The sequence below is a fragment of the Piscinibacter gummiphilus genome (assembly GCF_002116905.1).
GTDB lineage: Bacteria > Pseudomonadota > Gammaproteobacteria > Burkholderiales > Burkholderiaceae_C > Rhizobacter > Rhizobacter gummiphilus.
Genome location: NZ_CP015118.1, coordinates 3,515,087 through 3,539,604, shown reverse-complemented (window position 1 = coordinate 3,539,604; position 24,518 = coordinate 3,515,087). Strand labels below are relative to the sequence as shown.

The following is a 24,518-nucleotide window of genomic DNA, read 5'->3' as shown; positions in this document are numbered from 1 at the left end:
GCTGGAGGTCAGCGCGCCAGCGGACGGGCCGGGTTGCCGGCCACCGTGGCCCCGGCGGGCACGTCGCGCGTGACCACGGCGCCCGCGCCCACGACGGCGCCCGCGCCGATGTGGCGCCGCGGCAGCAACACGGCACCGGTGCCGATGAACGCACCGTCGTCCACGCGCACCTCACCCGCGAGGCGCGCGCCCGGGGCGACGTGCACGCCGTGGCCCAGTTCGCAGTCGTGGTCCACCGAGGCCGACGTGTTGACGATGACACCGTCGCCCAGCCGGGCATGGCTGGACACCGCGGCGAGGGCCAGCACCTGGCAGCCGTCGCCCAGCGCGGCATCGGCCGCGACGAAGGCGCGGGGATGGATGATCGTGGCGATGGCGAGGCCGTGGCGGCGCAGCAGTGCCATCGTGTCGAGCCGGCTCCCATCGTTGCGGCCGATGGCCACCGCAGCGTGCAGCCCGGTCGTGCCACCGGGCCGTGCGGCCAGCCAGTCGCCCAGGCCGTCCTCGCCCCGCAGCACGGGCACGTGGGGCCAGGGGGAGGCCAGCGCGATCCGGTCCACCAGCGCGACGAGCCGCCAGCGGCTGCCGGCGAGGGCCTCGTGCAGCACCTTGGCCTGCCCGGAAGCGCCCCAGAAGAGGATGTCGTCCACGGGACTCAGCCGCGCACGTGGCGCCGCACGTGGGCGCAGACGCGGTCGATCTCGGCCTCGCCGAGGTCGTGGTAGCTCGGGAGGTTGATGCCGCGGAACTGGAGGCCGTGGCTCACGATGTGTTCCGGGCGGTCCTCGAACATGGGCAGCATGCTCAGCGGCCAGAAGAAGATGCGGCCGTCGATCTGGTCGGCCTTGAAGTCGGCCAGCAGCGCCTCGCGGTCGAAGGCCACACCCTCGTGGACCACCGCGGTGGGCATCCAGCAGCCGTTGACGGTGCCGGGCTGCTGCGGGTTCAGCGCGAGTGGCAGGTCGGACAGGCGTTCGGCGTACGCGGCGAAGATGCGCCGCTTGGCCGCGATCAGCTCGTCGATGCGCTCGACCTGCGCACAGCCCACGGCCGCCTGCAGGTTCGACATCTTGTACTTGAAGCCGATCACATCGGCCCAGAACTGTTTCGTCTGGCCGGGCAAGCGGCCGTGGTTGCTCATGCCCAGCACCTTCTGGAACAGCGCCTCGTCCTGCGTGACGAAGATGCCGCCCTCGCCGGTGGTGAGGGTCTTGGTGCCGTGGAACGAGAACGCGCCGAACGCGCCCATGGACCCGGCGCGGCGGCCGTGGTACTGCGAGCCGATGCCCTCGGCCGCGTCCTCGATGACGGGCAGGCCGTGGCGGCGTCCGATGTCGAGCAGCGCGTCCATGTCGCACAGGTTGCCGTACAGGTGCACCGCGAGGATGGCCTTCGTCGCCGGCGTGATGGCGGCTTCGACGAGCGCCGGGTCGAGGCACCAGGTGTCGGGCAGCACGTCGACGAACACGGGCTTCGCGCCCAGGTACGTGACGGGCGCGGCCGATGCGATCCAGTTGATGTCGCCGAGGATGACCTCGTCGCCGGGGCCGATGCCCAGCGCCGCCATGCCCATGTGCAGCGCGCCGGTGCAGCTGGACGTGGCGATGGCGTGGCGCACGCCGAGGTGTTCGGCGAACGCGCCTTCGAAGCGCTTGATGTAGTCGTAGCAACGCTCGCCCCACCCGTGCCGCGCGGCGTCGGTGACGTAGGCCACCTCCAGCTCGGTGATGGAGGGCAGGGTGTAGTGGATGCGGGCGTTCATAGCAGCTGCAGCGACGGGATGGCGACGGCGAAGCGGCCGCCCCAGGAGCGCACGTCGGCGAGCTGGGTGGCGATCTCGTCGCGCAGGTTCCAGGGCAGGATCAGCACGACGTCGGGACGCAGCGCCCGCAATTCGTCGGCCGAGACCACGGGGATGCGCGAGCCGGGCATGAAGCGGCCCTGCTTGTGCGGCGAGGCGTCGGCCACGCAGCGGATCAGGTCGGGGCGCACGCCGGCGTGGTTGAGCATCGTGTTGCCCTTGGCCGCGGCACCGTACGCGGCCACCGTGCGGCCGGCGCGCTTCTGTTCGATGAGGAACGCGACGAGGTCGTCCTTGATGCGTTCGGCGCGGGCCTGGAAACCCGCGTAGAACGCGTCGCCTTCCATGCCGGCGGCCGCTTCTTTCGCGAGCAGCGCGGCGACGGACGGTTCGACCGGGCGGTCGTGGGTGGCGTGCTGCGCCCACACGCGCAGCGAGCCGCCGTGCGTGGGCAGCTGCTCGACGTCCCACACCGTCAGGCCCTGCATCGCGAGGATGCGCCGCACGGTGCCGAGGCTCAGGTACGAGTAGTGCTCGTGGTAGATGGTGTCGTACTGGTTCTCCTCCACCAGCCGCAGCAGGTGGGGGAACTCCAGCGTGATGGTGCCGGCGGGGGCGAGCGCGGCCTTGAGGCCGGCCGTGAAATCGTTGATGTCGGGCACGTGCGCGTACACGTTGTTCCCGAGGATCAGGTCGGCCCTGCCGCGCTGCTGCACGAACTCGCGGGCGAAGTCGTGGCCGAAGAAGCGTTCGATGGACTCGATGCCCTTGCCGCGGGCCACGGCGGCGGTGCTGCCCGTGGGCTCGATGCCCACGCACGGGATGCCGCGTTCACGGACGTTCTGCAGCAGGTAGCCGTCGTTGGAGGCGATCTCCATCACGAACGAACGCGGGCCGAGGCCCAGGCGTTCGGTGACGCGGTCGACGTAGGCGCGCGCGTGGGCGAGCCACGAGCTGGAGTACGACGAGAAGTAGACGTAGTCGTTCGAGAAGATCTCGTCGTGACGCTGCACCTCGTCGATCTGGACCAGGCGGCACGCATGGCACGTGAACACCTTGAGCGGGACGTGCGGCTCGGGGCGGTCGAGGTCTTCGGGGCGCAGGAACGCGTTGGAGGGCGGGGCGGCGCCGAGGTCGATGAAGACGTCGCGCAGGTCGGTCTGGCAGTGGCGGCACTTCATGCCTGCACTCCTGGAAACTGGGAATCGATGAGGGGGTGGGCGCGGTCGCGGGCGGACACGACGCCCACCGGGAGCGGCCAGGCGATGGCGAGGGCCGGGTCGTCGTGGCGCACGCCACCTTCGAAGTCGGGTGCGTACGCGGCGGTGTGCTGGTAGAGCAGCTCGACGCCGTCGGTGAGGGCCTGGAATCCGTGCGCGAAGCCTTCGGGGATGAACACCTGCCGGTCGTTGTCCTCGGCGAGTTCGACGGCGTGCCAGCGGCCGAAGGTGGGCGAGCCGGCGCGCAGGTCCACGGCCACGTCGAACACGCGGCCGCGCAGGCAACGGATCAGCTTGGCCTCGAGCGCGGGGCCGCGCTGGAAGTGCATGCCGCGCACGGTGCCGCGGTGCGTGGTGGCCGACAGGTTCACCTGCACGAACTGCAGGCCGGGGCGGATGGCGGCGAGCTCGTCGCGGCAGAAGAGGCGCGTGAGTCGGCCGCGTTCGTCACCGCGCGGGGCGGTTTCGATCTCCCACAGGCCGGCGAGCGGGGTCGGGTGGAACTTCATCGACGCTCAGTTCCACACCTTCCACGGCGCCTGGTTCGACTGCCACAGTTCCTCGAGCTTGATCTTGTCGCGCAGGGTGTCCATGGGCTGCCAGAAGCCGGCGTGGGCGTGGGCCGACAGCTGGCCGTCGCGGGCCAGGGTCTCCATCGGGCCGCGTTCCCAGATGGTCTCGTCGCCGTCCTGGATCAGGTCGAGCACGGACGGCTCCAGCACGAAGAAGCCGCCGTTGATCCAGCTGCCATCGCCCTGGGGCTTTTCGGCGAAGCGGGTGATGCGCTGGTCTTCCAGGTCGAGCGCGCCGAAGCGGCCGGGCGGCTGCACCGCGGTGACGGTGGCCTTGCGGCCCTGGGTGTGGTGGAAGTCGATCAGGCGGCGCACGTTCACGTCGGAGAGGCCGTCGCCGTACGTGAAGCAGAAGGGCTCGTGCGGATCGAGGTAGTCGCGCACGCGGTTCAGGCGGCCGCCGGTCTGCGTGTGTTCGCCGGTGTCGACGAGGGTCACGCGCCACGGCTCGCAATGGCGGTGGCGCACTTCCATGCGGTTGGCCGCCAGGTCGAACGTGACGTCGGACATGTGCAGGAAGTAGTTCGCGAAGTACTCCTTGATCACGTACCCCTTGTAGCCGAGGCAGATGATGAAGTCGTTGATGCCGTGGTGCGAGTACAGCTTGAGGATGTGCCACAGCACGGGCTTGCCGCCGACCTCGACCATGGGTTTCGGACGGACGGTGGTTTCTTCGGCGAGGCGTGTGCCCAGGCCGCCGGCGAGGATGACGGCTTTCATGGCGTGATGGCGGTGAGGTGGTCGGGAGCGAGGCCCGCCGCGTGGCGGTCCCACATGCGTTGGAGGAGGGCTTCGAAGTCGCGCGCGAAGCGGGCGCCGTCGAACAGCGGCAGCTGGTGGCGGTTCTCGACGAGGTGGCGCCGGGCTTCCCGGAGCGGCGCCGGGTCGTTGGCGAGTGCGATGGCGCGGTCCACGTAGGCGTCGGGCGTGTCGCAGGCGAACTCGGGCAGGCCGCAGGCGGTGACCAGGCTCGCGGCGACGCGCGCGGCGAAGGTGGCGCCGGGCACGGTCAGCACCGGCACGCCGCCCCACAGCGCCTCGCTGGCGGTGGTGTGCGCGTTGTAGGGCCAGGTGTCGAGGAAGAGGTCGGCGCACTGCAGCCGGGCCTGGTGCTCGGGCACGGTGGCCAGCGGCGAGAAGAAGATGCGCTCGGGCGACACGCCGCGGGCCTGCAGCTCGCGCACGACGTTGGCCGAGGCCTGCTGGTTCCATACCAGCAGCCACAGCACGGCCTTCGGCGCGCCCTTCAGGATGCGGGCCCAGTGGTCGGCCATCGCCGGCAGGATCTTGTACGTCTGGTTGAAACAGCACAGCACGACGGCGTCGTCCGGCAGGCCCAGCTCGGCGCGGGTGGGCGCGGGGGGCAGGATGCGGCGGCTGTCGTTCGGCTGGTAGCAGACGGGCATCTGCGCGATGCGTTCGCTGTAGTGGTCGGCGGTGTCGAGCGGCGTGACGATCGGATCGCCGACGATGTAGTCGAGGAAGTTGGCGCCGCAGGTGCCGGGGTAGCCGAGGAAACTCACCTGCACGGGGGCGGGACGCGAGACCAGCAGGTGGAAGCGGGTGTCGGTGGTCTGGCCCTTGAGGTCGATGACGATGTCGATGCCGTCGTCGCGGATGAGCTTCGCCAGCTCGGCGTCGCCCAGGTGGCGCACGTCGCGGAAGCACTTCGCGGTGGCGCGCAGCCGCTGCTGCATCGCGCTGCCGTCCTGTTCGCTGTGGCAGTAGAGGAACACCTCGACGCGGCTGGGGTCGTGGTGCTCGAGCATCTCGACGATCAGCAGCGCGGTGGCGTGGCTGTGGAAGTCGCTCGACAGGTAGCCGATGCGCAGCGGACCCGGGGCGCGCGGCGGGCGCGGGGGCAACGGCTCGATGTCGGCGGCCATGCGGTTCGTGCTCAGTCGTGCGATGCGGCGCTGCAGGTCGGGCGGGCAATCGATGGACAGCAGCGGGAAGGCGACGAGTTGCGCGAGCGTGGTGTCGTCGCTGTCGCGCAGCGCGGTGAGCAGGGCGGCCGTGTGGCGGGGCAGGTCGGCCCATTCGGCGGCGTAGCGCAGCTGCTCGACCAGCTGCGACAGCGCCAGCGCCTTCACGCGGCCGGTCTTGTCGGCCGCGGCGGCGGTCTCGAAGCAGATGGCGGCGTCGCGCGGGCGGCCCATCTTGTGGAAGGCCAGGCCCATCTGCAGGTGGGCCGAGGCGTTGAAGACGTCCTTGCCGAGGATCTCGAGGCAGGGCGAGATCACCTCGGACCAGCGGTGCGCACGCGCGAGCGCCTGCGCCAGGTTCAGGAGGTGTTCGGTCGTGCGGCCCGGGCCGGGCGGCATGGCCAGCATCACGTCGGCGGCTTCGCTGTGGCGGTGCTGGTTGGTGAGCGTGACCGACAGCAGTTCGCAGGTGAGCGGGTTCTCGGGGGCGCGCTTCCAGGCTTCGCGCGCGGCTTCCAGGGCCTCGACGCGTTCGCCGAGCTTGAAGCGCAGCGTGGAGACCTTCATCCAGAAGCGGATGTCGTCCGGGTCGAGGCTGGCCCCGTTCGTGTACTCGCGCTCGGCGTCGCGCCAGCGCTTCTTCTTCTCCGCGCGCTGGCCAGCCAGCCAGGAGGCCTGCGCCTGCGGGTGTCGCGCGTGAGGGTTGGCAGCATGCATGGGTTCGTCGTTTCCAGGAACGGGGTCTCCGGTGATTTCGGCCGGACCCGTGGGGTTTTGAAGCTCAATTTGTGAGGCGGCGGGCCGTCTGAAACGAAAAAGGCCGGGCGAATGCCCGGCCTTGCTGGTCCCGCTGGTTCGTTCGGAGGCCTTATTGCATCAGCGACATGACGAGCTGCGACATGCTGCTCGACTGCTTGAGCATCGAGGTGCCGGCCTGCATCAGCATCTGCTTGCTGGTCATGTTGGCGGTTTCCGTGGCGTAGTCCACGTCCATGATGCGGCCACGCGCCTGCGTGGTGTTGGTGCTCATGTTGGCCAGGTTGTTGTAGACGTGGTCGAGGCGGTTGGAGGCGGCGCCGAGCTGGGCGCGGACCTTGCCGACGCTGTCGATGGCCGTGTTGATCTTGTCGATCGTGGCGTTCGCGTTCGTCGCGTTGATTTCCGTGCCGGTGCCTGCGGTCGTGTAGTTCGCGCTGGCGGCGCCGAGGTCGGTGCCCAGCGTGGTCATGTCGGCCGACAGGTTGACCGTCATCTTCTCGGCCGACGTGGCGCCGATCTGGAAGGACACCGCCGCGGTCAGCGTGCCACCCGCCAGCAGCTTGGCGCCGCCGAACGAGGTGTTGGTCATGATGTTCTTGATTTCCTGGCCCAGCGCGTCGAACTCGAGCTGCATGGCGTCCTGGTCCTTGGTGCTCGCGGTGCCGTTGGCGGCTTCCGTGGCGAGGTCCTTCATGCGCATCAGCATGTCGGTGACTTCGTTGAACGCGCCTTCGGCGGTCTGCATCATCGAGATGCCGTTCTGCGTGTTGCGCTGGGCGACCGCCTGGCCACGGGTCTGGGCGTTCAGGCGGGTGGCGATCTGCAGGCCGGCGGCGTCGTCCATCGCGGAGTTGACGCGGTAGCCCGTGCTCAGGCGGGTCATCGACGTCGACAGCGACTTCTGGGTGCTGCCCACCGAGCTTTGGGCGGACAGGGCGGCGGCGTTGGTGTTCAGGCTCAGCATGGCGATCTCCGGTTGTTGCGGCGGCACCGCGTTCGGCGCCGATACCTGTACAGGACGACCGGGCGAGGGCGGGCATTAAATCCGGTGGCGGAAAAAAGAAAAAGCCGGGCGAGGCCCGGCTTCTCCGTGAATGGTGACGCGGTTTACTGCATCAGCGACATCACGAGCTGCGACATGCTGCTCGATTGCTTGAGCATCGAGGTGCCGGCCTGCATCAGCATTTGCTTGCTGGTCATGTTGGCCGTTTCCGTGGCGTAGTCCACGTCCATGATGCGGCCACGCGCCTGCGTGGTGTTCGTGCTCATGTTCGACAGGTTGTTGTAGACGTGATCGAGGCGGTTCGACGCGGCGCCGAGCTGGGCGCGGACCTTGCCGACGTTGTCGATGGCCGTGCTGATCTTGTCGATCGTGCCGTTCGCGTTCGTGGCGTTGATTTCACCCGTGCCGGTGGCGTGGGCGGTCGCGGCCGTGTAGTTCGACGTGGCGGCGGTGATGCTGTTGATCAGCGTGGTCATGTCCGTGCCGACCGTCAGCGTCATCTTCTCGGCCGAGGTGGCGCCGATCTGGAACGACACGCCCGCGGTGGTCGCGAGCGAACCGCCGTCCAGCAGCTTGGCGCCGCCGAACGAGGTGTTCTTCATGATGTTGCTGATTTCCTGGCCGAGCGCGTCGAACTCGAGCTGCATCGCGTCCTGGTCCTTGACGCTGGCGGTGCCGTTCGAGGCTTCGGTGGCGAGGTCCTTCATGCGCAGCAGCATGTCGGTGACTTCGTTGAACGCGCCTTCGGCGGTCTGCATCATCGAGATGCCGTTCTGCGTGTTGCGCTGGGCAACGGCCTGGCCACGGGTCTGGGCGTTCAGGCGGGTGGCGATCTGCAGGCCGGCGGCATCGTCCATCGCGGAGTTGACGCGGTAGCCCGTGCTCAGGCGGGTCATCGACGTCGACAGCGACTTCTGGGTGCTGCCGACCGAGCTTTGTGCCGACAGAGCGGCGGCGTTGGTATTGAGGCTCAGCATGGTGGATTGCTCCTGGGGGTGGGTTCGAGGCACCACCGTTCGGGATGCCCTCCCGATCACAAGGCGGCTGGTTGTGACCGGGCGTTAAATGCCGCGTGAAGAAAAAGACGAGGGCGGGAAAAGAAAAAAGCCGGGCGCTCGGCCCGGCTTCTTCCTGCGGTGATGCGGCTTACTGCATCAGCGACATCACGAGCTGCGACATGCTGCTCGATTGCTTGAGCATCGAGGTGCCGGCTTGCATCAGCATCTGCTTGGACGTCATGTTCGCCGTTTCCGTGGCGTAGTCCACGTCCATGATGCGGCCACGCGCCTGTGTGGTGTTCGTGCTCATGTTCGACAGGTTGTTGTAGACGTGGTCGAGGCGGTTCGACGCGGCGCCGAGCTGCGCGCGGACCTTGCCGACGCTGTCGATGGCCGTGTTGATCTTGTCGATCGTGCCGTTCGCGGCCGTGGCGGTCGAGATTTCCGTGCCCGTCACGCCGGCGGTGACGTTGTAGTTGGCCGTCGACGCGCTCAGGTCGGTGCCCAGCTGGGTCATGTCGGCCGCGAGGTTCAGCGACATCTTCTCGGCCGAGGTGGCGCCGATCTGGAAGGACACGGCCGCGGTCAGCGAACCACCCGCCAGCAGCTTGGCGCCGCCGAACGAGGTGTTCTTCATGATGTTGTCGATTTCCTGGCCCAGCGCGTCGAATTCCAGCTGCATGGCCTGCTGGTCCTTCGTGCTGGCCGTGCCGTTCGAGGCTTCGGTGGCGAGGTCCTTCATGCGCAGCAGCATGTCGGTGACTTCGTTGAACGCGCCTTCGGCGGTCTGCATCATCGAGATGCCGTTCTGCGTGTTGCGCTGGGCAACGGCCTGGCCACGGGTCTGGGCGTTCAGGCGGGTGGCGATCTGCAGGCCGGCGGCGTCGTCCATCGCGGAGTTGACGCGGTAGCCCGTGCTCAGGCGGGTCATCGACGTCGACAGCGACTTCTGGGTGCTGCCGACCGAGCTTTGTGCCGACAGGGCGGCGGCGTTGGTATTGAGGCTCAGCATGGTGGAGTGCTCCTGGGTGGGGTGAGGCACCCAGGTATCGGATGCCGTCCCCAGCACAAGGCGGCGGGTGTCCGGCCGGCATTAAGCGCCGCGCGAAAAAAAGCCCGGCCGAGGCCGGGCTTCGCGGGAGCGGGAAGGATCAGAGCACTTCGGACGCGAAGTCGGCGAGCCGCGAGCGTTCCCCGCGCGCGAGCGTGACGTGGCCGCTGTGCGGCCAGCCCTTGAAGCGGTCCACCGCGTAGGTGAGGCCGGAGCTGCCTTCGGTGAGGTACGGCGTGTCGATCTGGGCCAGGTTGCCGAGGCACACGATCTTCGTGCCGGGGCCGGCGCGGGTGATCAGCGTCTTCATCTGCTTCGGCGTCAGGTTCTGGGCCTCGTCGATGATGACGAACTTGTTCAGGAAGGTTCGCCCGCGCATGAAGTTCAGGCTCTTGATCTTGATCTTGCTGCGCACGAGGTCGTTCGTGGCGGCGCGGCCCCATTCGCCCGCGGCGCCATCGGTCTTCGACAGCACCTCGAGGTTGTCGTCGAGCGCGCCCATCCACGGCGACATCTTCTCTTCCTCGGTGCCCGGCAGGAAGCCGATGTCCTCGCCCACGGGAACCGTGACACGCGTCACGATGATCTCCGTGTAGCGGCGGTCGTCCATCACCTGCGACAGCGCGGCGGCCAGTGTCATCAGCGTCTTGCCGGTACCGGCAGTGCCGGTCAGCGTGATGAAGTCGCAGTCGGGGTCCATCAGCAGGTTGAGGCCGAAGTTCTGCTCGCGATTGCGCGCGGTGACGCCCCACACGGCATTCTTCTGGTGGGTGTACTCGCGCAGCGTGCGCAGCACCGCGGTCTTGCCGGTGATCTCGGTGACCTTCGCGTAGAGCGGCGTGGCGCCCGGCGCCTCGAGGAACACGAACTGGTTGATCAGCAGCGACGGCACGAGCGGGCCGCTGATGCGGTAGTACGTGAGGCCGCCCTGGTTCCAGCTCTCCATGGTCTTGCCATGCAGGTCCCAGAAGTCCGGGGGCAGGGCCTGCACGCCGGTGTAGAGCAGGTCGCCGTCGTCGAGGGTCTTGTCGTTGAAGTAGTCTTCCGCGGCCAGTCCCAGTGCACGGGACTTGATGCGCATGTTGATGTCCTTCGACACCAGCACCACCTCGCGGCCCGGGTGCGCGTCGCGCAGGGCCTTCACGACACCGAGGATCTGGTTGTCGGCCTTGCCCTGGGGCAGTCCGGCCGGCAGTTCCACGTTGAGCAGCTTCGTCTGGAAGAACAGCTTGCCGCCGGCCTCGCGGTGGCCGGTGCCCGAGAGCGGCAGGCCGTCGGCCATGTCGCCGCCCGGCCGCTCGGACAGGCTCGCGGCCAGCGCGTCGAGGTCGCGGCTGACCTGGCGGGCGTTGCGCGCCACTTCCGACATGCCCTTCTTGTGATCGTCCAGCTCTTCGAGCGTGATCATGGGCAGGTAGACGTCGTGTTCCTCGAAGCGGAACAGGCACATCGGGTCGTGCATCAACACGTTGGTGTCCAGCACGAACAGCTTGGCCGGGCCGGTGCTCTTCGGCTTGCGCGGCTTCGGCTGCGCGACGGGGCGCTGCGCAGCGGGGGCAGGGCGGGCCAGCACCGGGGCGACGACCGGGGCCGCTTCACGCGGCGGCTCGTACAGGTCGAGCGCGGCGGGCGCGGGCTCGGAGGCGGGGTGTTTCTGGGTGGTCCGTTTGCCCGGTTTGGGCGCGGCCTGCGATTCGAAGTCGGCGGGGGTCAGGAGACTGGCACGTTTGGCAGGCGGCTTGGGCAGTGGCATGGGCGTTCAGGTGGGCTGGGAAACAAAAAAGCCGCACAGTCGCCCGTGCGGCTTCGATGGGGGGTGGCGTGTATCACGGCTCACAAACATGATTTGATTATGCACATCTTGGTTGGCGGCTCAAGCGCCGTTTGACACACGCAGTATGGAAATGAAAAAAGCCGGCACAGGGCCGGCTTTTCGCGTGTTTGCCCGGGAGTATCCGGGGAAACGGAAAGTTCAAGTGAAAGTTCAGGCGGTCTTCTTGAGCGCCTTGACTTCCTTGAGCACCTCGTCGACGTGGCCGGCGACCTTGAGGCCGCGCCACTCGGCGCGGAGCACGCCGCTGCCGTCGATCAGGAAGGTGCTGCGCTCGATGCCCTTGACCTTCTTGCCGTACATGATCTTGTTCTTCACGACGCCGAACATGTGGCAGAGCTTTTCTTCGGTATCGGCGATCAGCTCGAAGGGCAATTCAAGGTTTTGCTTGAATTTGTCGTGCGAGCTCATGTTGTCGCGCGAGACACCGAACACGATGGCGCCCGCTTTCACGAAATCCTTGTGGCGGTCACGGAATTGCATGGCCTCCGTGGTGCATCCAGGAGTATTGTCTTTCGGGTAAAAGTACAAAACGACAGTTTGCCCGGCGAAAGCCTGCGGCGTGAACTTCACGCCACCGGTTGCGAGCGCTTCAAATTCCGGGAGGGGTTTGTTGAGGGCTGGCGTCATGAAGAATTTCGGGGAAGTTGCGCCGTCTGGGGAGGCGTAGCCCGTGATTATAAGGCCTCGGCCGTTATCGATCCCCGACCAACCCGGTCGTCACTTAGGGGGATAGCCCGACACTCGCGAAGCTCACGGCCCCGGGGGCGTCGTGGACGGCAGCAGCGCCGCGAGCACGACGGAGCGTCCCTCGGCCGCGAGCACGTTGTACGTGCGGCAGGCGGCGCCCGTGTCCATCGTCTCGAGGCCCACGCCACGCTCGATCAGCGGGCGCAGCAGCGACGGGGCAGGGAAGCGGATGCGCGGGCCGCTGCCGAAGATCACGAGCTCGGGCTTGAGGTCGGCGATGCGCTGGAAATGCGCGGGCGTGAGGGCCTCGAACGTGTCGGCGTCCCAGGCGACGATGTCGCCCTTCCATGGCACGATCACGCTGTGACGGAACACCGTGTTGTTGACGGAGATCTCGCCCGGGCCGTGCCCGAACACGGCGTTGACGCCTTCGAGGCGGTCGGCATGCAGCTTCATATGGTTAAATTATAGGTTTCGCTGGTGTATCGCATCGCCCCGCGCACCATCACCCCCTCCGGAGACCCCGTGTTGAAGCCCATCCTCAAGTCCGGCAAGCTGGCCAACGTCGCGTACGACATCCGCGGGCCCGTGCTCGACAAGGCGCGGCAGATGGAGGAAGAGGGGCACCGCATCATCAAGCTGAACATCGGCAACGTCGCCGCGTTCGGCCTCGAGCCGCCCGACGAGATCGTGCAGGACATGATCCGCAACCTGCCGTCGCAGGTGGCCGCCGGCTACACCGACAGCAAGGGCCTCTTTGCTCCGCGCAAGGCCATCGTCCACTACATGCAGCAGAAGAACGTGGCCGGCGTGACCGTCGACGACGTGTACCTGGGCAACGGCGCATCCGAGCTGATCGCGATGAGCATGAACGCGCTGCTCAACGACGGCGACGAGTTGCTGATCCCGTCGCCCGACTACCCGCTGCACACGGCCGTGGCCGGCCTGTCGGGTGGCACGCCGGTGCACTACATCTGCGACGAGCAGAGCGACTGGATGCCCGACATCGCCGACATCCGCGCGAAGATCACGCCCCGCACGAAGGGCATCGTCGTCATCAACCCGAACAACCCCACCGGCGCGCTGTACCCCGACAGCCTGCTGCGCGAGATCGTGCAGGTGGCGCGTGAGCACCAGCTGATCGTGTTCGCCGACGAGATCTACGACAAGACGCTGTACGACGGCAACACGCACACGAGCATCGCCTCGCTCGCCGACGACGTGTTCTTCGTCACCTTCAACGGCCTCTCGAAGAACTACCGCTCGTGCGGCTACCGCGCCGGCTGGATGGTGGTGTCGGGCGACAAGCGCCGCGCGAAGGACTACATCGAGGGCCTGAACATGCTGGCCTCGCTGCGCCTGTGCGCGAACACGCCCGGCCAGCTCGCGATCCAGACCGCGCTCGGTGGCTACCAGAGCATCAACGACCTGGTCGCGCCGGGCGGCCGCCTGCGCCGCCAGCGCGACCTCGCGCACCAGCTGCTCACCGACATCCCCGGCGTCACCTGCGTGAAGCCGAAGGGTGCGCTCTACATGTTCCCGCGCCTCGACCCGAAGGTGTACCCCATCGCCGACGACCAGCAGTTCGCGTACGACCTGCTGGCCGAGGAGAAGGTGCTGATCGTGCAGGGCACGGGCTTCAACTGGATCCACCCCGACCACTTCCGCCTCGTGTTCCTGCCGAACTCGGACGACCTGACGGACGCCGTGGGCCGCATCGCGCGGTTCCTCCATGGCTACCGCAAGCGCCACGGCACCTGAACACCCCGGCAACTCCTTCCCTCAACGTTCCACCACTGCGGCCCACAAGGCCGGTTAGACCATGAAACCCATCCAAGTCGGCCTGTTGGGCATCGGCACCGTCGGCAGCGGCACCTACAACGTGCTGCTTCGCAACGAAGAAGAGATCCGCCGCCGCGCGGGCCGCAGCATTCGCATTTCGATGGTGGCCGACCTGGACGTGGCCCGGGCGAAGTCGGTCGTCGGCAGCGACGTCGAAGTGGTGGCGGACGCCCGCCAGGTGATCGCGAACCCCGAGATCGACATCGTCGTCGAGCTGATCGGCGGCTACGGCATCGCCAAGGCGCTGGTCATGGAAGCCATCGCGGCCGGCAAGCACGTGGTCACCGCCAACAAGGCGCTGCTGGCCGTGCACGGCACCGAGATCTTCGCCGCGGCGCAGGCCAAGGGCGTGGTCGTGGCCTTCGAGGCCGCCGTGGCCGGGGGCATCCCCATCATCAAGGCCCTGCGCGAAGGCCTGTCGGCCAACCGCATCCAGTGGCTCGCCGGCATCATCAACGGCACCACGAACTTCATCCTGTCGGAGATGCGCGACAAGGGCCTCGACTTCGACGTCGTGCTCAAGGAAGCGCAGCGCCTCGGCTACGCCGAAGCCGACCCCACCTTCGACATCGAGGGCATCGACGCCGGCCACAAGGTCACGCTGATGAGCGCCATCGCGTTCGGCATCCCGGTGCAGTTCGACCGCGCCCACGTCGAGGGCATCACGAAGCTGGCCGCCGCCGACATCACCTACGCCGAGCAGCTGGGCTACCGCATCAAGCTGCTGGGCATCACGAAGCGCCGCGACACCGGCATCGAGCTGCGCGTGCACCCGACGCTCGTGCCGGCCAAGCGCCTGCTCGCGAACGTCGAAGGCGCGATGAACGCCGTCGTGGTCCATGGCGATGCCGTGGGCACCACGCTGTACTACGGCAAGGGCGCGGGCAGCGAACCCACCGCGTCGGCCGTCGTCGCCGACCTGGTCGACATCACCCGCCTGCACACCGCCGACCCGGACCACCGCGTGCCGCACCTGGCCTTCCAGCCGGGCCAGCTCGCCGCCACGCCGGTGCTGCCCATCGAGGACGTGGTCACGTCGTTCTACCTGCGCCTGCAGGTGGCCGACCAGGCCGGCGTGCTTGCGAAGATCACCGGCATCCTGGCCGACCGCAACATCTCGATCGACGCGCTGCTGCAGCGCGAGTCGGCCGAGGGCGAATCGAAGACCGACGTCATCATCCTCACGCACGACACGCGCGAAGGCGACATGAACCAGGCCATCACCGCGATGCAGGCGCTGCCCACGGTGCTCGCCCCCATCGTGCGCATCCGCAAGGAAGAGCTGAGCTGACATGAAGTACATCAGCACGCGCACCCCGGCCGACCAGCAGACACCCCGCGGTTTCTCCGACATCCTGCTGGAAGGCCTGGCCCCGGACGGCGGCCTGTACCTGCCCACGCACTACCCGGTGATCGGCAAGGCCACGCTCGCGCAGTGGCGCGGCCTGTCGTACCCGGACCTCGCGTTCGAGATCCTGTCGCGCTTCATCGACGACATCCCGGCAAACGACCTGCGCGCCCTCGTGCAGAAGACGTACACCCGCGAGGTGTTCGGCACCGACGCCATCGTGCCGCTGAAGACGCTGGAGCCGGGCCTGCACCTGGAGGCCCTGTCCAACGGCCCCACGCTGGCGTTCAAGGACATGGCGATGCAGCTGCTCGGCAACCTGTTCGAATACGAACTGGGCCGCCGCGGCGAGACGCTCAACATCCTCGGCGCCACGTCCGGTGACACGGGCAGCGCGGCCGAGTACGCGATGCGCGGCAAGAAGGGCGTCAACGTCTTCATGCTGTCGCCGCTGGGCCGCATGAGCGCGTTCCAGCAGGCCCAGATGTTCAGCCTGCAGGATCCGAACATCCACAACCTGTGTGTCGAAGGGGTGTTCGACGACTGCCAGGACATCGTCAAGGCCGTCTCGAACGACCTCGCGTTCAAGCGCCAGTACAAGATCGGCACCGTCAACTCGATCAACTGGGCCCGCCTGCTGGCCCAGGTGGTCTACTACTTCGCCGGCTACTTCCAGGCCACGAAGAGCGAGGACGAGCGAGTGAGCTTTGCGGTGCCGTCGGGCAACTTCGGCAACATCTGCGCCGGCCACGTGGCCCGCATGATGGGCCTGCCCGTCAAGCGCCTCGTGCTCGCCACGAACGAGAACCGCGTGCTCGACGAGTTCTTCCGCACCGGCACGTACCGCCCGCGCGCCAGCGCCGAGACGTACGAAACGTCGAGCCCGTCGATGGACATCTCGAAGGCCTCGAACTTCGAGCGCTTCGTGTTCGACCTGCTGGGCCGCGACGGCGCGGTGACGCAGGACCTGTTCAAGACGCAGCTCGAGACGACCGGCCACTTCACCCTCACGCCCGAGCAGTTCGAGCGCATCGCGGTGTACGGCTTCCAGTCGGGCCACAGCACCCACGCCGACCGCCTGGCCACCATCCGTGACACGTTCGAACGCTTCGGCACGATGATCGACACCCACACGGCCGACGGCCTGAAGGTGGCGCACGAGGTGCTGGAGGCGGGCGTGCCGATGATCGTGCTCGAGACCGCGCTGCCGGTGAAGTTCGCCGACACCATCGTGGAGGCCCTCGGCCGCCAGCCAGAACGCCCGGCGGCGCTGGAGGGCATCGAGCAGTTGCCCAAGCGCTTCGAGGCGATGCCGGCCGACGCCGAGCGGGTCAAGCGATTCATCGTCGACCACGCGTGAAGGTCATCGGCTTCTGCGGCCGCTCGGGGGCGGGCAAGACGACGCTGCTCGAGCGCCTGATTCCCGCCCTGCGTGCCGCGGGGCAGCGTGTGTCCGTGGTCAAGCACGCGCACCACGACTTCGACATCGACCACCCGGGCAAGGACTCGTGGCGCCACCGGAAGGCCGGCGCCTTCGAGGTGGTGATCGCCTCCGACCGGCGCCTGGCCATCGTGCGCGAGTACGAGGTGCAGGCGGACACCTCCGTGCACCAGATGCTCGCCGAGCTGTCCGGGTGCGACTGGGCGCTCGTCGAGGGCTTCAAGCACGCCGACCTCCCGAAGATCGAGGTGTGGCGAGCGGAGACCGGGCATCCGGTGCAATATCCGGTGGATCCGTACATCGTGGCCGTCGCCACCGACACGCCCGCCGGCCTGCCCGAACCCACGGGGCTGCCGCTGCTGGACGTGGACGACGCCGACGCGGTGGCGGCCTTCCTGCTGAGCGATCCGAACCGTTATGAGTACACCTTCCCCGACTTCCCGCCCGCCACTCCTTTCTCTGGATGAGGTGCTGTCGCGGCTGAACGCCGCGGTCGCGCCGCTGCCGGGCTGCCAGAGCACCACCGTCTCGACCTTCGAGGCCCTGGGCCGCGTGCTTGCCCACGACGTGGTGTCGATCGTGGACGTGCCGCCCGCCGACAACAGCGCGATGGACGGCTACGCGATGCGCCGGGCCGACGTGCCCGCCGCGGGCACCGTGCTGCCCGTGAGCCAGCGCGTGGCGGCCGGACATGTCGGTGCGCCTCTCCAGCCCGGCACCGCCGCACGCATCTTCACCGGCGCCCCGGTGCCCGAGGGCGCCGATGCCGTCGTGATGCAGGAGCAGTGCGACGCGCTCGACGGCGCGGTGCGGGTGAACATCGTGCCGGCGGAGGGCCTCGCCATCCGCCGCCGCGGCGAGGACGTGCGCCTGGGCAGCGTGGTGCTGCCCGCCGGCACCCGCCTCACGCCTCAGGCGCTGGGGCTCGCGGCCTCGGTGGGCGCGGCCACGCTCGACGTGGTGCGCCGCCCGAAGGTGGCGCTGTTCTCCACCGGCGACGAACTGGCGATGCCCGGCGAGCCGCTCAAGCCCGGCGCCATCTACAACTCCAACCGCTTCACGCTGCGTGCGCTGATCGAGGCCGCCGGGGCCGAGTGCACCGACCTCGGCATCGTGCCGGACCGGCTCGACGCCACCCAGGAAGCGCTGCGCCGCGCCGCCGAAGGACACGACCTGATCGTGACCAGCGGCGGTGTGTCCGTGGGCGAGGAAGACCACCTGCGGCCCGCGGTGCTGGCCGAGGGCACGCTCGACCTGTGGCAGATGGCGATGAAGCCGGGCAAGCCGCTGGCCTTCGGCCGCGTGCGGCGCGACGATGGCGGCCAGGCCTGGTTCCTCGGCCTGCCGGGGAATCCGGTGTCGAGCTTCATCACGTTCCTGCTGGCCGGACGCACCGTGCTGCGCCGCCTGCAGGGCGCGAGCAGCGAACTGCCGGCCCCGCTGATGCTGCGCGCCGACTTCGACTGGCCCGCCGACCGCCGCCGCGAGTTCCTGCGCGTGCGCCGCAACGCCGACGGCGGCCTCGACCGCTTCACGAACCAGGGCTCGGGCGTGCTGACGTCGGCCGTCTGGGGCGACGGCCTGGTCGACAACCCGATCGGCACCGCGATCCAGCGCGGCGACCTCGTGCGCTACGTGCCGTTCTCGGAGTGGTTCGCATGAAGGTCACGCTGAAGTTCTTCGCGTCGTTGCGCGAGGCGCTGGGCGCCGGCGGCCCGCTGGAGGTGCCCGACGGCGCCACCATCGCCGACGTGCGCCGCCTGCTGCAGGCGCGCGACGCCGCCCACGCCCAGGCGCTGGCCGAGGGCAGGGCGCTGCGCTGCGCGCTGAACCAGGCCCTGTGCCCAGAGGGCACGGTGGTGACCGAGGGGGCCGAGCTGGCCTTCTTCCCGCCCGTCACCGGAGGCTGAACGCCATGGCCGCGCCGAGGGTGTCCGTGCAGGAAGCCGACTTCGACCTTGGCGCCGAGGTGGCCGCGCTGCGCGAGGGCGACGGCGGCACCGGGGCCGTGGTGAGTTTCGTGGGCACGGTGCGCGACACCTCCCACGGGCACGACGTGGTGCGGATGGAGCTGGAATACTACCCCGGCATGACGGAGAAGGCCATCGAGGCCATGGTCGACGCCGCCTTCGAGCGTTTCGACATTCGCGGCGCCCGGGTCATCCACCGCGTGGGCGTGCTCGATGCGCGGGCCCAGATCGTGCTGGTGGCCGTCACGTCGGCCCACCGTGGCCAGGCCTTCCAGGCCTGCGAATTCCTGATGGACTACCTGAAGACCCAGGCCCCGTTCTGGAAAAAGGAACACACCGCGGAAGGCGCGCACTGGGTCGACGCCCGGGTGCAGGACGACGAGGCGCTCGCCCGCTGGGGCATCGAGGGAAGGAACGCATGAACGGACAGGTCTTCTCGTGGTGGCAGGTGCTCGCGGTGTCCGCGGGTGCGTCGGCCGGGGCGCTGGCGCGTTGGCAGGCCGGGGTGTGGTTCAACCGGTCGGGCTCGTCGCTGCCGGTGGGCACGCTGCTCGTCAACTGCGTGGGCGGCCTGCTGATCGGCTTCGCCCTCGTCGCGTTCGACCGGGCCCCCAACGACCTGCTGAAGCTGCTGCTGGTCACCGGCTTCCTCGGAGGTCTGACCACCTTCTCGGCATTCTCGGGCGAGTCGCTCGTGCTGCTGCAGCGCGGCGCCTACGGCGCGGCGCTGGTCCACACCCTGGCCCACGTGGCCGGCGCGCTGGTGTGCGCGGCCGCTGGGGCCGCCCTCGCACGGAACTGGTTCACGACCGTGTGACGGGAGCCGTTCGGGTCATGGGACGGTCACACGGGATGTTCACACTCGGCGGCTTCCGGATGAAGACGACACCGCCCGATGGACCGTCACCTGTCACCCCGCAAGACCCCGCTCGCCCGTGAATGGCTGGACGCCCGGGACCACCGGCTCGATCGGGCGCGCCGGGCGCTGCTGATCACGGTGGACGGCCGGCGCAGCGGCCATGAGTTGACAGCGCTGGCCCAGGGGCTGGGCCTCGACCAGGAGGCCATCGCCGACCTGCACCGCCAGGGCCTGATCGTCTGGCCCACGGTGATCGCGGCGCCCGTTCCACCGCCGCCGCCCCCTCCGGCGCCGAAGCCGGCCGCCCCGCAGCCGTCGCTGGCCGCGGCCAAGATGTACGCGATCGACCTCGCCACCCTGATGCTCGGCGGCCGTGACCAGGACCTGCGGGCCCTGGCCACCGAGGTGCAGACCCGCGAGGCGCTGGTCGCCTGGTGCGAGATGGCGGCGCGGGCGGTCGAGACCCATGCCGGCCCCGAGCGGGCGCAGCGGTTCCTGGAGAAGACATCAGGGATGCTTGCGCCGTCCGCTTGAAAACCGGGGCAGTCTCCTCACATGATGAGCAATCGGAGGATTTGCTCACATGCGACTCGACAAACTCACTACCCCGTTCCAGACCGCGCTGTCGGAGGCCCAGAGCCTGGCCGTCACGCGCGACAACCCGTACATCGAACCCGCGCACGTGCTCGTGGCCATGCTCGCCGAGGCCGACGGCCCGAAGGCGCTGCTGCAGCGTGCCAACGTCGACACCGTGGCGCTGCAGCACTCGCTCGAGGGCGAGATCAAGAAGCTGCCCCAGGTGCAGGGCGGCGAGCCCGTGCAGGCCAGCCGCGACACCGGCGCGCTGCTGCAGGCGGCCGACAAGGAAGCCACCAAGCGCGGCGACCAGTTCATCGCGAGCGAGATGTTCATCCTCGCCGCCACCGACAGCAAGGCCTCCATTGGCCAGGTGCTGAAGAACCATGGCCTGACCCGCAAGTCGCTGGAGGCGGCCATCGAGGCCGTCCGCGGCGGCCAGAAGGTCGACAGCGCCGACGCCGAAGGCCAGCGCGAGGCCCTGAAGAAGTACACGCTCGACCTCACCGAACGCGCCCGCCAGGGCAAGCTCGACCCCGTGATCGGCCGCGACGACGAGATCCGCCGCGCCATCCAGGTGCTGCAGCGCCGTTCGAAGAACAACCCGGTGCTCATCGGCGAACCCGGCGTGGGCAAGACCGCGATCGTCGAGGGGCTGGCCCAGCGCATCGTCGCGGGCGAGGTGCCCGACTCGCTGAAGAACAAGCGCGTGCTCGTGCTCGACATGGCGCTGCTGCTCGCCGGGGCCAAGTACCGCGGCGACTTCGAGGAACGCCTGAAGGGCGTGCTGAAGGAAGTGGCCCAGGAAGAGGGCCGCACCATCCTCTTCATCGACGAGATCCACACGATGGTGGGCGCCGGCAAGGCCGAGGGCTCCATCGACGCCGGCAACATGCTCAAGCCCGCGCTCGCGCGCGGCGAGCTGCACTGCATCGGCGCCACCACGCTCGACGAGTACCGCAAGTACGTCGAGAAGGACGCCGCGCTCGAGCGCCGCTTCCAGAAGGTGCTGGTGGGCGAGCCTACCGTCGAGGCCACCATCGCGATCCTGCGCGGGCTGCAGGAGAAGTACGAGGTGCACCACGGCGTGGAGATCACCGACCCGGCCATCGTGGCCGCGGCCGAGCTGAGCCACCGCTACATCACCGACCGCTTCCTGCCCGACAAGGCCATCGACCTGATCGACGAGGCCGCGGCCAAGATCAAGATCGAGATCGACTCGAAGCCCGAGCTGATGGACCGCCTCGACCGCCGGCTGATCCAGCTGCAGATCGAGCGCGAGGCCGTGCGCCGCGAGAAGGACGAATCCTCGCAGAAGCGTTTCGCGCTGCTGGAGGAGGAGATCGCCAAGCTGCAGCGCGAGGCCGCCGACCTCGACGAGATCTGGAAGGCCGAGAAGGCCGCCGCCCAGGGCTCGGCCCACGTGAAGGAGGAGATCGACCGCATCCGCTTCCAGATCGAGGAACTCAAGCGCAAGGGCGACTTCAACAAGGTCGCCGAGCTGCAGTACGGGCGCCTGCCCGACCTGGAGCGCACCCTGAAGGAGGCCCAGGCGAAGGAGCTGAAGAAGGGCGCGTCCGCCGACGGCCGGCCGCAGCTGCTGCGCACGATGGTGGGCGCCGAGGAGATCGCCGAGGTGGTGGCGCGCTCCACCGGCATCCCCGTGGCCAAGCTGATGCAGGGTGAACGCGACAAGTTGCTCCAGATGGAGGTGAAGCTGCACGACCGCGTGATCGGCCAGGACGAGGCCATCACCGCCGTGTCGAACGCCATCCGGCGCTCGCGTTCGGGCCTGTCCGACCCGAACCGGCCGACCGGCTCGTTCCTGTTCCTCGGCCCCACGGGCGTGGGCAAGACCGAACTGTGCAAGGCGCTGGCCGGGTTCCTGTTCGACAGCGAGGACCACCTGATCCGCGTCGACATGAGCGAGTTCATGGAGAAGCACTCGGTGAGCCGGCTGATCGGTGCGCCCCCGGGCTACGTGGGCTACGACGAGGGCGGCCACCTGACCGAGGCCGTGCGGCGCAAGCCCTACAGCGTCGTGCTGCTCGACGAGGTGGAGAAGGCGCACCCGGACGTGTTCAACGTGCTGCTGCAGGTGCTGGACGACGGTCGCCTGACCGACGGCCAGGGCCGCACCGTGGACTTCAAGAACACGGTGATCGTGATGACGTCGAACCTCGGTTCGCACCACATCATGCAGATGGCCGGCCAACCGGCCGAGGAGATCCGCGACGCGGTGTGGGGCGAGCTCAAGCAGCACTTCCGTCCGGAGTTCCTGAACCGCATCGACGAGACCGTGGTGTTCCATGCGCTCGACCGGTCGAACATCGAGTCCATCGCGAAGATCCAGCTCAAGGTGCTGGAGCAGCGCCTCGAGAAGATGGACATGAAGCTCGACGTGTCGCCCGCGGCCCTGACGGAACTGGCGAAGGCCGGCTTCGACCCGGTGTTCGGCGCACGGCCGCTGAAGCGGGCGATCCAGCAGCACCTGGAGAACCCGGTGGCCAAGCTGATCCTCGAGGGGCGGTTCGCGCCGAAGGACGTGATTCCCGTCGACTTCGAGGAAGGGGAGTTCACGTTCAGCAGGGTGGTGCACTGACGCGAGCCGCTCGGCGCCCCGCCACCCCCGTCATCCCGGCGCAGGCCGGGACCCCGTGCCTTCGTTGAGGAGCCCGGGGTCCCGGCATCCGCCGGGATGACGCCTTTTTGGCATTGCGGCGATAATCACTAGTTACGTCCGCAACGCCTCATCCCGAGCCCTCACGATGCCCGTTTACCGTTCCAAGACCTCCACCGCCGGCCGCAACATGGCGGGTGCCCGTTCCCTGTGGCGCGCCACGGGCATGAAGGACGAAGATTTCTCGAAGCCCATCATCGCGGTCGTCAACTCCTTCACCCAGTTCGTGCCCGGCCACGTGCACCTGAAGGACCTGGGCCAGTTGGTCGCGCGCGAGATCGAGGCGGCGGGCGGTGTCGCCAAGGAATTCAACACGATCGCCGTGGACGATGGCATCGCGATGGGCCACGACGGCATGCTGTACTCGCTGCCCAGCCGCGACATCATCGCGGACTCGGTCGAGTACATGGTCAACGCGCACTGCGCCGACGCCATGGTGTGCATCTCCAACTGCGACAAGATCACCCCCGGCATGCTGATGGCCGCCATGCGGCTGAACATCCCCGTCGTGTTCGTGTCCGGCGGCCCGATGGAAGCCGGCAAGACGCGCCTTGCGAACCCCGTCACGAAGCAGATCGAGTTCAAGAAACTCGACCTCGTGGACGCGATGGTGATCGCCGCCGACAAGTCCTACTCCGACGCCGACGTGGCCGAGGTGGAGCGTTCGGCCTGCCCGACGTGCGGCTCGTGCTCGGGCATGTTCACGGCCAACTCGATGAACTGCCTGACCGAGGCGCTGGGCCTCTCGCTGCCGGGCAACGGCACGGTGGTGGCCACCCACGCCGACCGCGAGCAGCTGTTCAAGCGCGCCGGCCGCCGCATCGTCGAACTGGCCCGCCAGTACTACGAGCAGGAGGACGACACGATCCTGCCACGTTCGGTGGGCTTCAAGGCGTTCGAGAACGCGATGACGCTCGACATCGCGATGGGCGGCTCCACCAACACCATCCTGCACCTGCTGGCCATCGCCAGCGAGGCCGGCATCGACTTCACGATGTCCGACATCGACCGCCTGTCGCGCGTCGTTCCGCAGCTGTGCAAGGTGGCGCCCAACACGAACAAGTACCACATCGAAGACGTGCACCGCGCCGGCGGCATCATGGCCATCCTGGGCGAGCTGGACCGCGCGGGCAAGCTGCACACCGACGTGCCCACCGTGCACGCGAAGACCCTGGGCGAGGCGCTCGACCAGTGGGACATCGTCCGCACGCAGGACGAGGCGGTGCGCAAGTTCTACATGGCCGGCCCCGCGGGCATCCCGACGCAGGTGGCGTTCAGCCAGAACACCCGCTGGCCCAGCCTCGACACCGACCGTGCCGAAGGCTGCATCCGCTCGAACGAACACGCGTTCTCGAAGGAAGGCGGTCTGGCCGTGCTCCGCGGCAACATCGCGCTCGACGGCTGCGTCGTGAAGACCGCCGGCGTCGACGAGAGCATCCTCGTGTTCGAAGGCTCGGCCCACGTGACGGAGTCGCAGGACGAAGCCGTCGAGAACATCCTCGCCGGCAAGGTCAAGGCGGGTGACGTGGTGATCGTGCGCTACGAAGGCCCGAAGGGCGGCCCCGGCATGCAGGAGATGCTGTACCCCACCAGCTACATCAAGTCGCAGGGCCTGGGCAAGGCGTGCGCGCTGCTGACGGACGGCCGCTTCTCGGGCGGCACCTCGGGCCTGTCCATCGGCCACTGCTCGCCGGAAGCGGCGGCGGGCGGCGCGATCGGCCTCGTGCGCGACGGCGACCGCATCCGCATCGACATCCCGAACCGCACGATCGACGTGCTGCTGTCCGACGAGGAACTGGCGCGCCGCCGCGCCGAGCAGGACGCCAAGGGCTGGAAGCCGGCCAAGGCGCGTCCGCGTAAGGTGTCGGCCGCGCTGAAGGCCTATGCCAAGCTCGTGATGTCGGCCGACAAGGGCGCCGTGCGCGACCTGTCGCAGCTGGACGACTGACCGG

The 24,518-nt window shown here is 68.4% G+C and carries 23 protein-coding genes; 11 read left to right on the top strand and 12 right to left on the bottom strand.

All coding sequences use genetic code 11. The features are described 5' to 3' along the window. Nucleotides 1–8 precede the first annotated feature (8 nt). From A4W93_RS15845 to A4W93_RS15790, 12 genes are all read right to left on the bottom strand, one after another. On the bottom strand, nucleotides 9–650 hold the full coding sequence (locus tag A4W93_RS15845; protein WP_085751526.1) for a NeuD/PglB/VioB family sugar acetyltransferase: 642 nt from the start codon (nucleotides 648–650) through the stop codon (nucleotides 9–11). 5 nt (nucleotides 651–655) lie between these two features. After that, on the bottom strand, nucleotides 656–1,762 hold the full coding sequence (locus tag A4W93_RS15840; RefSeq protein ID WP_085751525.1) for a DegT/DnrJ/EryC1/StrS family aminotransferase: 1,107 nt from the start codon (nucleotides 1,760–1,762) through the stop codon (nucleotides 656–658). Beyond that, nucleotides 1,759–2,982, bottom strand: coding sequence for a class I SAM-dependent methyltransferase (locus A4W93_RS15835; RefSeq protein WP_085751524.1), 1,224 nt, complete (start codon nucleotides 2,980–2,982; stop codon nucleotides 1,759–1,761). Before A4W93_RS15835 ends, A4W93_RS15840 begins: the two co-directional genes overlap by 4 nt. Further along, the gene (gene rfbC, locus A4W93_RS15830) at nucleotides 2,979–3,530 is read right to left on the bottom strand and encodes a dTDP-4-dehydrorhamnose 3,5-epimerase (protein WP_085751523.1); all 552 of its coding nucleotides are present in this window, start codon (nucleotides 3,528–3,530) and stop codon (nucleotides 2,979–2,981) included. The genes A4W93_RS15835 and rfbC overlap by 4 nt, the downstream gene beginning before the upstream one ends. Before the next feature lie 6 nt (nucleotides 3,531–3,536). Further along, nucleotides 3,537–4,313, bottom strand: coding sequence for a glucose-1-phosphate cytidylyltransferase (rfbF, locus tag A4W93_RS15825; protein WP_085751522.1), 777 nt, complete (start codon nucleotides 4,311–4,313; stop codon nucleotides 3,537–3,539). Continuing rightward, a complete protein-coding gene (locus A4W93_RS15820; RefSeq protein WP_085751521.1) occupies nucleotides 4,310–6,235 on the bottom strand; it encodes an O-linked N-acetylglucosamine transferase, SPINDLY family protein in 1,926 nt (641 codons plus the stop codon). Before A4W93_RS15820 ends, rfbF begins: the two co-directional genes overlap by 4 nt. 151 nt (nucleotides 6,236–6,386) lie before the next feature. After that, nucleotides 6,387–7,241: a flagellin N-terminal helical domain-containing protein gene (locus tag A4W93_RS15815; protein WP_085751520.1), complete on the bottom strand. Its 855-nt coding sequence runs from the start codon at nucleotides 7,239–7,241 to the stop codon at nucleotides 6,387–6,389. Nucleotides 7,242–7,384: 143 nt separating this feature from the next. Further along, nucleotides 7,385–8,257 carry a flagellin N-terminal helical domain-containing protein gene (locus A4W93_RS15810; protein ID WP_085751519.1) on the bottom strand — a complete coding sequence of 291 codons (873 nt, stop codon included), beginning with the start codon at nucleotides 8,255–8,257 and terminating at the stop codon, nucleotides 7,385–7,387. Between the two features lie 169 nt (nucleotides 8,258–8,426). Then, entirely contained in the window at nucleotides 8,427–9,290 is an 864-nt protein-coding gene (locus A4W93_RS15805; RefSeq protein ID WP_085751518.1) for a flagellin N-terminal helical domain-containing protein, read from the bottom strand. 139 nt (nucleotides 9,291–9,429) lie between these two features. Next, on the bottom strand, nucleotides 9,430–11,082 hold the full coding sequence (locus A4W93_RS15800; protein ID WP_085751517.1) for a PhoH family protein: 1,653 nt from the start codon (nucleotides 11,080–11,082) through the stop codon (nucleotides 9,430–9,432). Between the two features lie 231 nt (nucleotides 11,083–11,313). Continuing rightward, the gene (locus tag A4W93_RS15795; protein ID WP_085751516.1) at nucleotides 11,314–11,790 is read right to left on the bottom strand and encodes a peroxiredoxin; all 477 of its coding nucleotides are present in this window, start codon (nucleotides 11,788–11,790) and stop codon (nucleotides 11,314–11,316) included. Between the two features lie 123 nt (nucleotides 11,791–11,913). Next, entirely contained in the window at nucleotides 11,914–12,306 is a 393-nt protein-coding gene (locus A4W93_RS15790) for an Mth938-like domain-containing protein (RefSeq protein ID WP_085751515.1), read from the bottom strand. A gap of 72 nt (nucleotides 12,307–12,378) precedes the next feature. On the opposite strand from A4W93_RS15790, the gene A4W93_RS15785 reads away from it, so the two are divergent. The 11 genes from A4W93_RS15785 (at nucleotide 12,379) to ilvD (ending at nucleotide 24,514) form a co-directional block, all read left to right on the top strand. Continuing rightward, nucleotides 12,379–13,611: a pyridoxal phosphate-dependent aminotransferase gene (locus A4W93_RS15785; RefSeq protein WP_085751514.1), complete on the top strand. Its 1,233-nt coding sequence runs from the start codon at nucleotides 12,379–12,381 to the stop codon at nucleotides 13,609–13,611. Between the two features lie 61 nt (nucleotides 13,612–13,672). After that, on the top strand, nucleotides 13,673–14,983 hold the full coding sequence (locus tag A4W93_RS15780) for a homoserine dehydrogenase (protein ID WP_085751513.1): 1,311 nt from the start codon (nucleotides 13,673–13,675) through the stop codon (nucleotides 14,981–14,983). A 1-nt stretch (nucleotide 14,984) separates the two neighbouring features. Further along, nucleotides 14,985–16,400, top strand: coding sequence for a threonine synthase (gene thrC / locus A4W93_RS15775; RefSeq protein WP_085751512.1), 1,416 nt, complete (start codon nucleotides 14,985–14,987; stop codon nucleotides 16,398–16,400). Next, nucleotides 16,397–16,948 carry a molybdopterin-guanine dinucleotide biosynthesis protein B gene (gene mobB, locus A4W93_RS15770; protein WP_085751511.1) on the top strand — a complete coding sequence of 184 codons (552 nt, stop codon included), beginning with the start codon at nucleotides 16,397–16,399 and terminating at the stop codon, nucleotides 16,946–16,948. Before thrC ends, mobB begins: the two co-directional genes overlap by 4 nt. Beyond that, entirely contained in the window at nucleotides 16,899–18,143 is a 1,245-nt protein-coding gene (locus A4W93_RS15765) for a molybdopterin molybdotransferase MoeA (protein ID WP_085751510.1), read from the top strand. The genes mobB and A4W93_RS15765 overlap by 50 nt, the downstream gene beginning before the upstream one ends. Beyond that, nucleotides 18,140–18,391, top strand: coding sequence for a MoaD/ThiS family protein (locus A4W93_RS15760; protein ID WP_085751509.1), 252 nt, complete (start codon nucleotides 18,140–18,142; stop codon nucleotides 18,389–18,391). The genes A4W93_RS15765 and A4W93_RS15760 overlap by 4 nt, the downstream gene beginning before the upstream one ends. Before the next feature lie 5 nt (nucleotides 18,392–18,396). After that, entirely contained in the window at nucleotides 18,397–18,873 is a 477-nt protein-coding gene (locus tag A4W93_RS15755; RefSeq protein WP_085751508.1) for a molybdenum cofactor biosynthesis protein MoaE, read from the top strand. After that, nucleotides 18,870–19,268, top strand: a complete 399-nt coding sequence (gene crcB, locus A4W93_RS15750) for a fluoride efflux transporter CrcB (RefSeq protein WP_085751507.1) — start codon at nucleotides 18,870–18,872, stop codon at nucleotides 19,266–19,268. Before A4W93_RS15755 ends, crcB begins: the two co-directional genes overlap by 4 nt. A 78-nt stretch (nucleotides 19,269–19,346) precedes the next feature. Further along, a complete protein-coding gene (locus A4W93_RS15745) occupies nucleotides 19,347–19,844 on the top strand; it encodes a hypothetical protein (protein WP_085751506.1) in 498 nt (165 codons plus the stop codon). A 49-nt stretch (nucleotides 19,845–19,893) separates the two neighbouring features. Next, on the top strand, nucleotides 19,894–22,488 hold the full coding sequence (gene clpB, locus A4W93_RS15740; RefSeq protein ID WP_085751505.1) for an ATP-dependent chaperone ClpB: 2,595 nt from the start codon (nucleotides 19,894–19,896) through the stop codon (nucleotides 22,486–22,488). A 166-nt stretch (nucleotides 22,489–22,654) separates the two neighbouring features. Then, the gene (gene ilvD, locus A4W93_RS15735) at nucleotides 22,655–24,514 is read left to right on the top strand and encodes a dihydroxy-acid dehydratase (RefSeq protein ID WP_085751504.1); all 1,860 of its coding nucleotides are present in this window, start codon (nucleotides 22,655–22,657) and stop codon (nucleotides 24,512–24,514) included. Nucleotides 24,515–24,518 lie beyond the last annotated feature (4 nt).

What these genes read in the sequence shown, in the direction of transcription:
- A4W93_RS15840 (WP_085751525.1), bottom strand. Translation starts at nt 1,762, where the DNA reads ATGAACGCCCGCATCCACTACACCCTGCCCTCCATCACCGAGCTGGAG.
- A4W93_RS15835 (WP_085751524.1), bottom strand. Translation starts at nt 2,982, where the DNA reads ATGAAGTGCCGCCACTGCCAGACCGACCTGCGCGACGTCTTCATCGAC.
- rfbC (WP_085751523.1), bottom strand. Translation starts at nt 3,530, where the DNA reads ATGAAGTTCCACCCGACCCCGCTCGCCGGCCTGTGGGAGATCGAAACC.
- rfbF (WP_085751522.1), bottom strand. Translation starts at nt 4,313, where the DNA reads ATGAAAGCCGTCATCCTCGCCGGCGGCCTGGGCACACGCCTCGCCGAA.
- A4W93_RS15820 (WP_085751521.1), bottom strand. Translation starts at nt 6,235, where the DNA reads ATGCATGCTGCCAACCCTCACGCGCGACACCCGCAGGCGCAGGCCTCC.
- A4W93_RS15815 (WP_085751520.1), bottom strand. Translation starts at nt 7,241, where the DNA reads ATGCTGAGCCTGAACACCAACGCCGCCGCCCTGTCCGCCCAAAGCTCG.
- A4W93_RS15810 (WP_085751519.1), bottom strand. Translation starts at nt 8,257, where the DNA reads ATGCTGAGCCTCAATACCAACGCCGCCGCTCTGTCGGCACAAAGCTCG.
- A4W93_RS15805 (WP_085751518.1), bottom strand. Translation starts at nt 9,290, where the DNA reads ATGCTGAGCCTCAATACCAACGCCGCCGCCCTGTCGGCACAAAGCTCG.
- A4W93_RS15800 (WP_085751517.1), bottom strand. Translation starts at nt 11,082, where the DNA reads ATGCCACTGCCCAAGCCGCCTGCCAAACGTGCCAGTCTCCTGACCCCC.
- A4W93_RS15795 (WP_085751516.1), bottom strand. Translation starts at nt 11,790, where the DNA reads ATGACGCCAGCCCTCAACAAACCCCTCCCGGAATTTGAAGCGCTCGCA.
- A4W93_RS15790 (WP_085751515.1), bottom strand. Translation starts at nt 12,306, where the DNA reads ATGAAGCTGCATGCCGACCGCCTCGAAGGCGTCAACGCCGTGTTCGGG.
- A4W93_RS15780 (WP_085751513.1), top strand. Translation starts at nt 13,673, where the DNA reads ATGAAACCCATCCAAGTCGGCCTGTTGGGCATCGGCACCGTCGGCAGC.
- thrC (WP_085751512.1), top strand. Translation starts at nt 14,985, where the DNA reads ATGAAGTACATCAGCACGCGCACCCCGGCCGACCAGCAGACACCCCGC.
- A4W93_RS15765 (WP_085751510.1), top strand. Translation starts at nt 16,899, where the DNA reads ATGAGTACACCTTCCCCGACTTCCCGCCCGCCACTCCTTTCTCTGGAT.
- A4W93_RS15760 (WP_085751509.1), top strand. Translation starts at nt 18,140, where the DNA reads ATGAAGGTCACGCTGAAGTTCTTCGCGTCGTTGCGCGAGGCGCTGGGC.
- A4W93_RS15755 (WP_085751508.1), top strand. Translation starts at nt 18,397, where the DNA reads ATGGCCGCGCCGAGGGTGTCCGTGCAGGAAGCCGACTTCGACCTTGGC.
- crcB (WP_085751507.1), top strand. Translation starts at nt 18,870, where the DNA reads ATGAACGGACAGGTCTTCTCGTGGTGGCAGGTGCTCGCGGTGTCCGCG.
- A4W93_RS15745 (WP_085751506.1), top strand. Translation starts at nt 19,347, where the DNA reads ATGGACCGTCACCTGTCACCCCGCAAGACCCCGCTCGCCCGTGAATGG.
- clpB (WP_085751505.1), top strand. Translation starts at nt 19,894, where the DNA reads ATGCGACTCGACAAACTCACTACCCCGTTCCAGACCGCGCTGTCGGAG.
- ilvD (WP_085751504.1), top strand. Translation starts at nt 22,655, where the DNA reads ATGCCCGTTTACCGTTCCAAGACCTCCACCGCCGGCCGCAACATGGCG.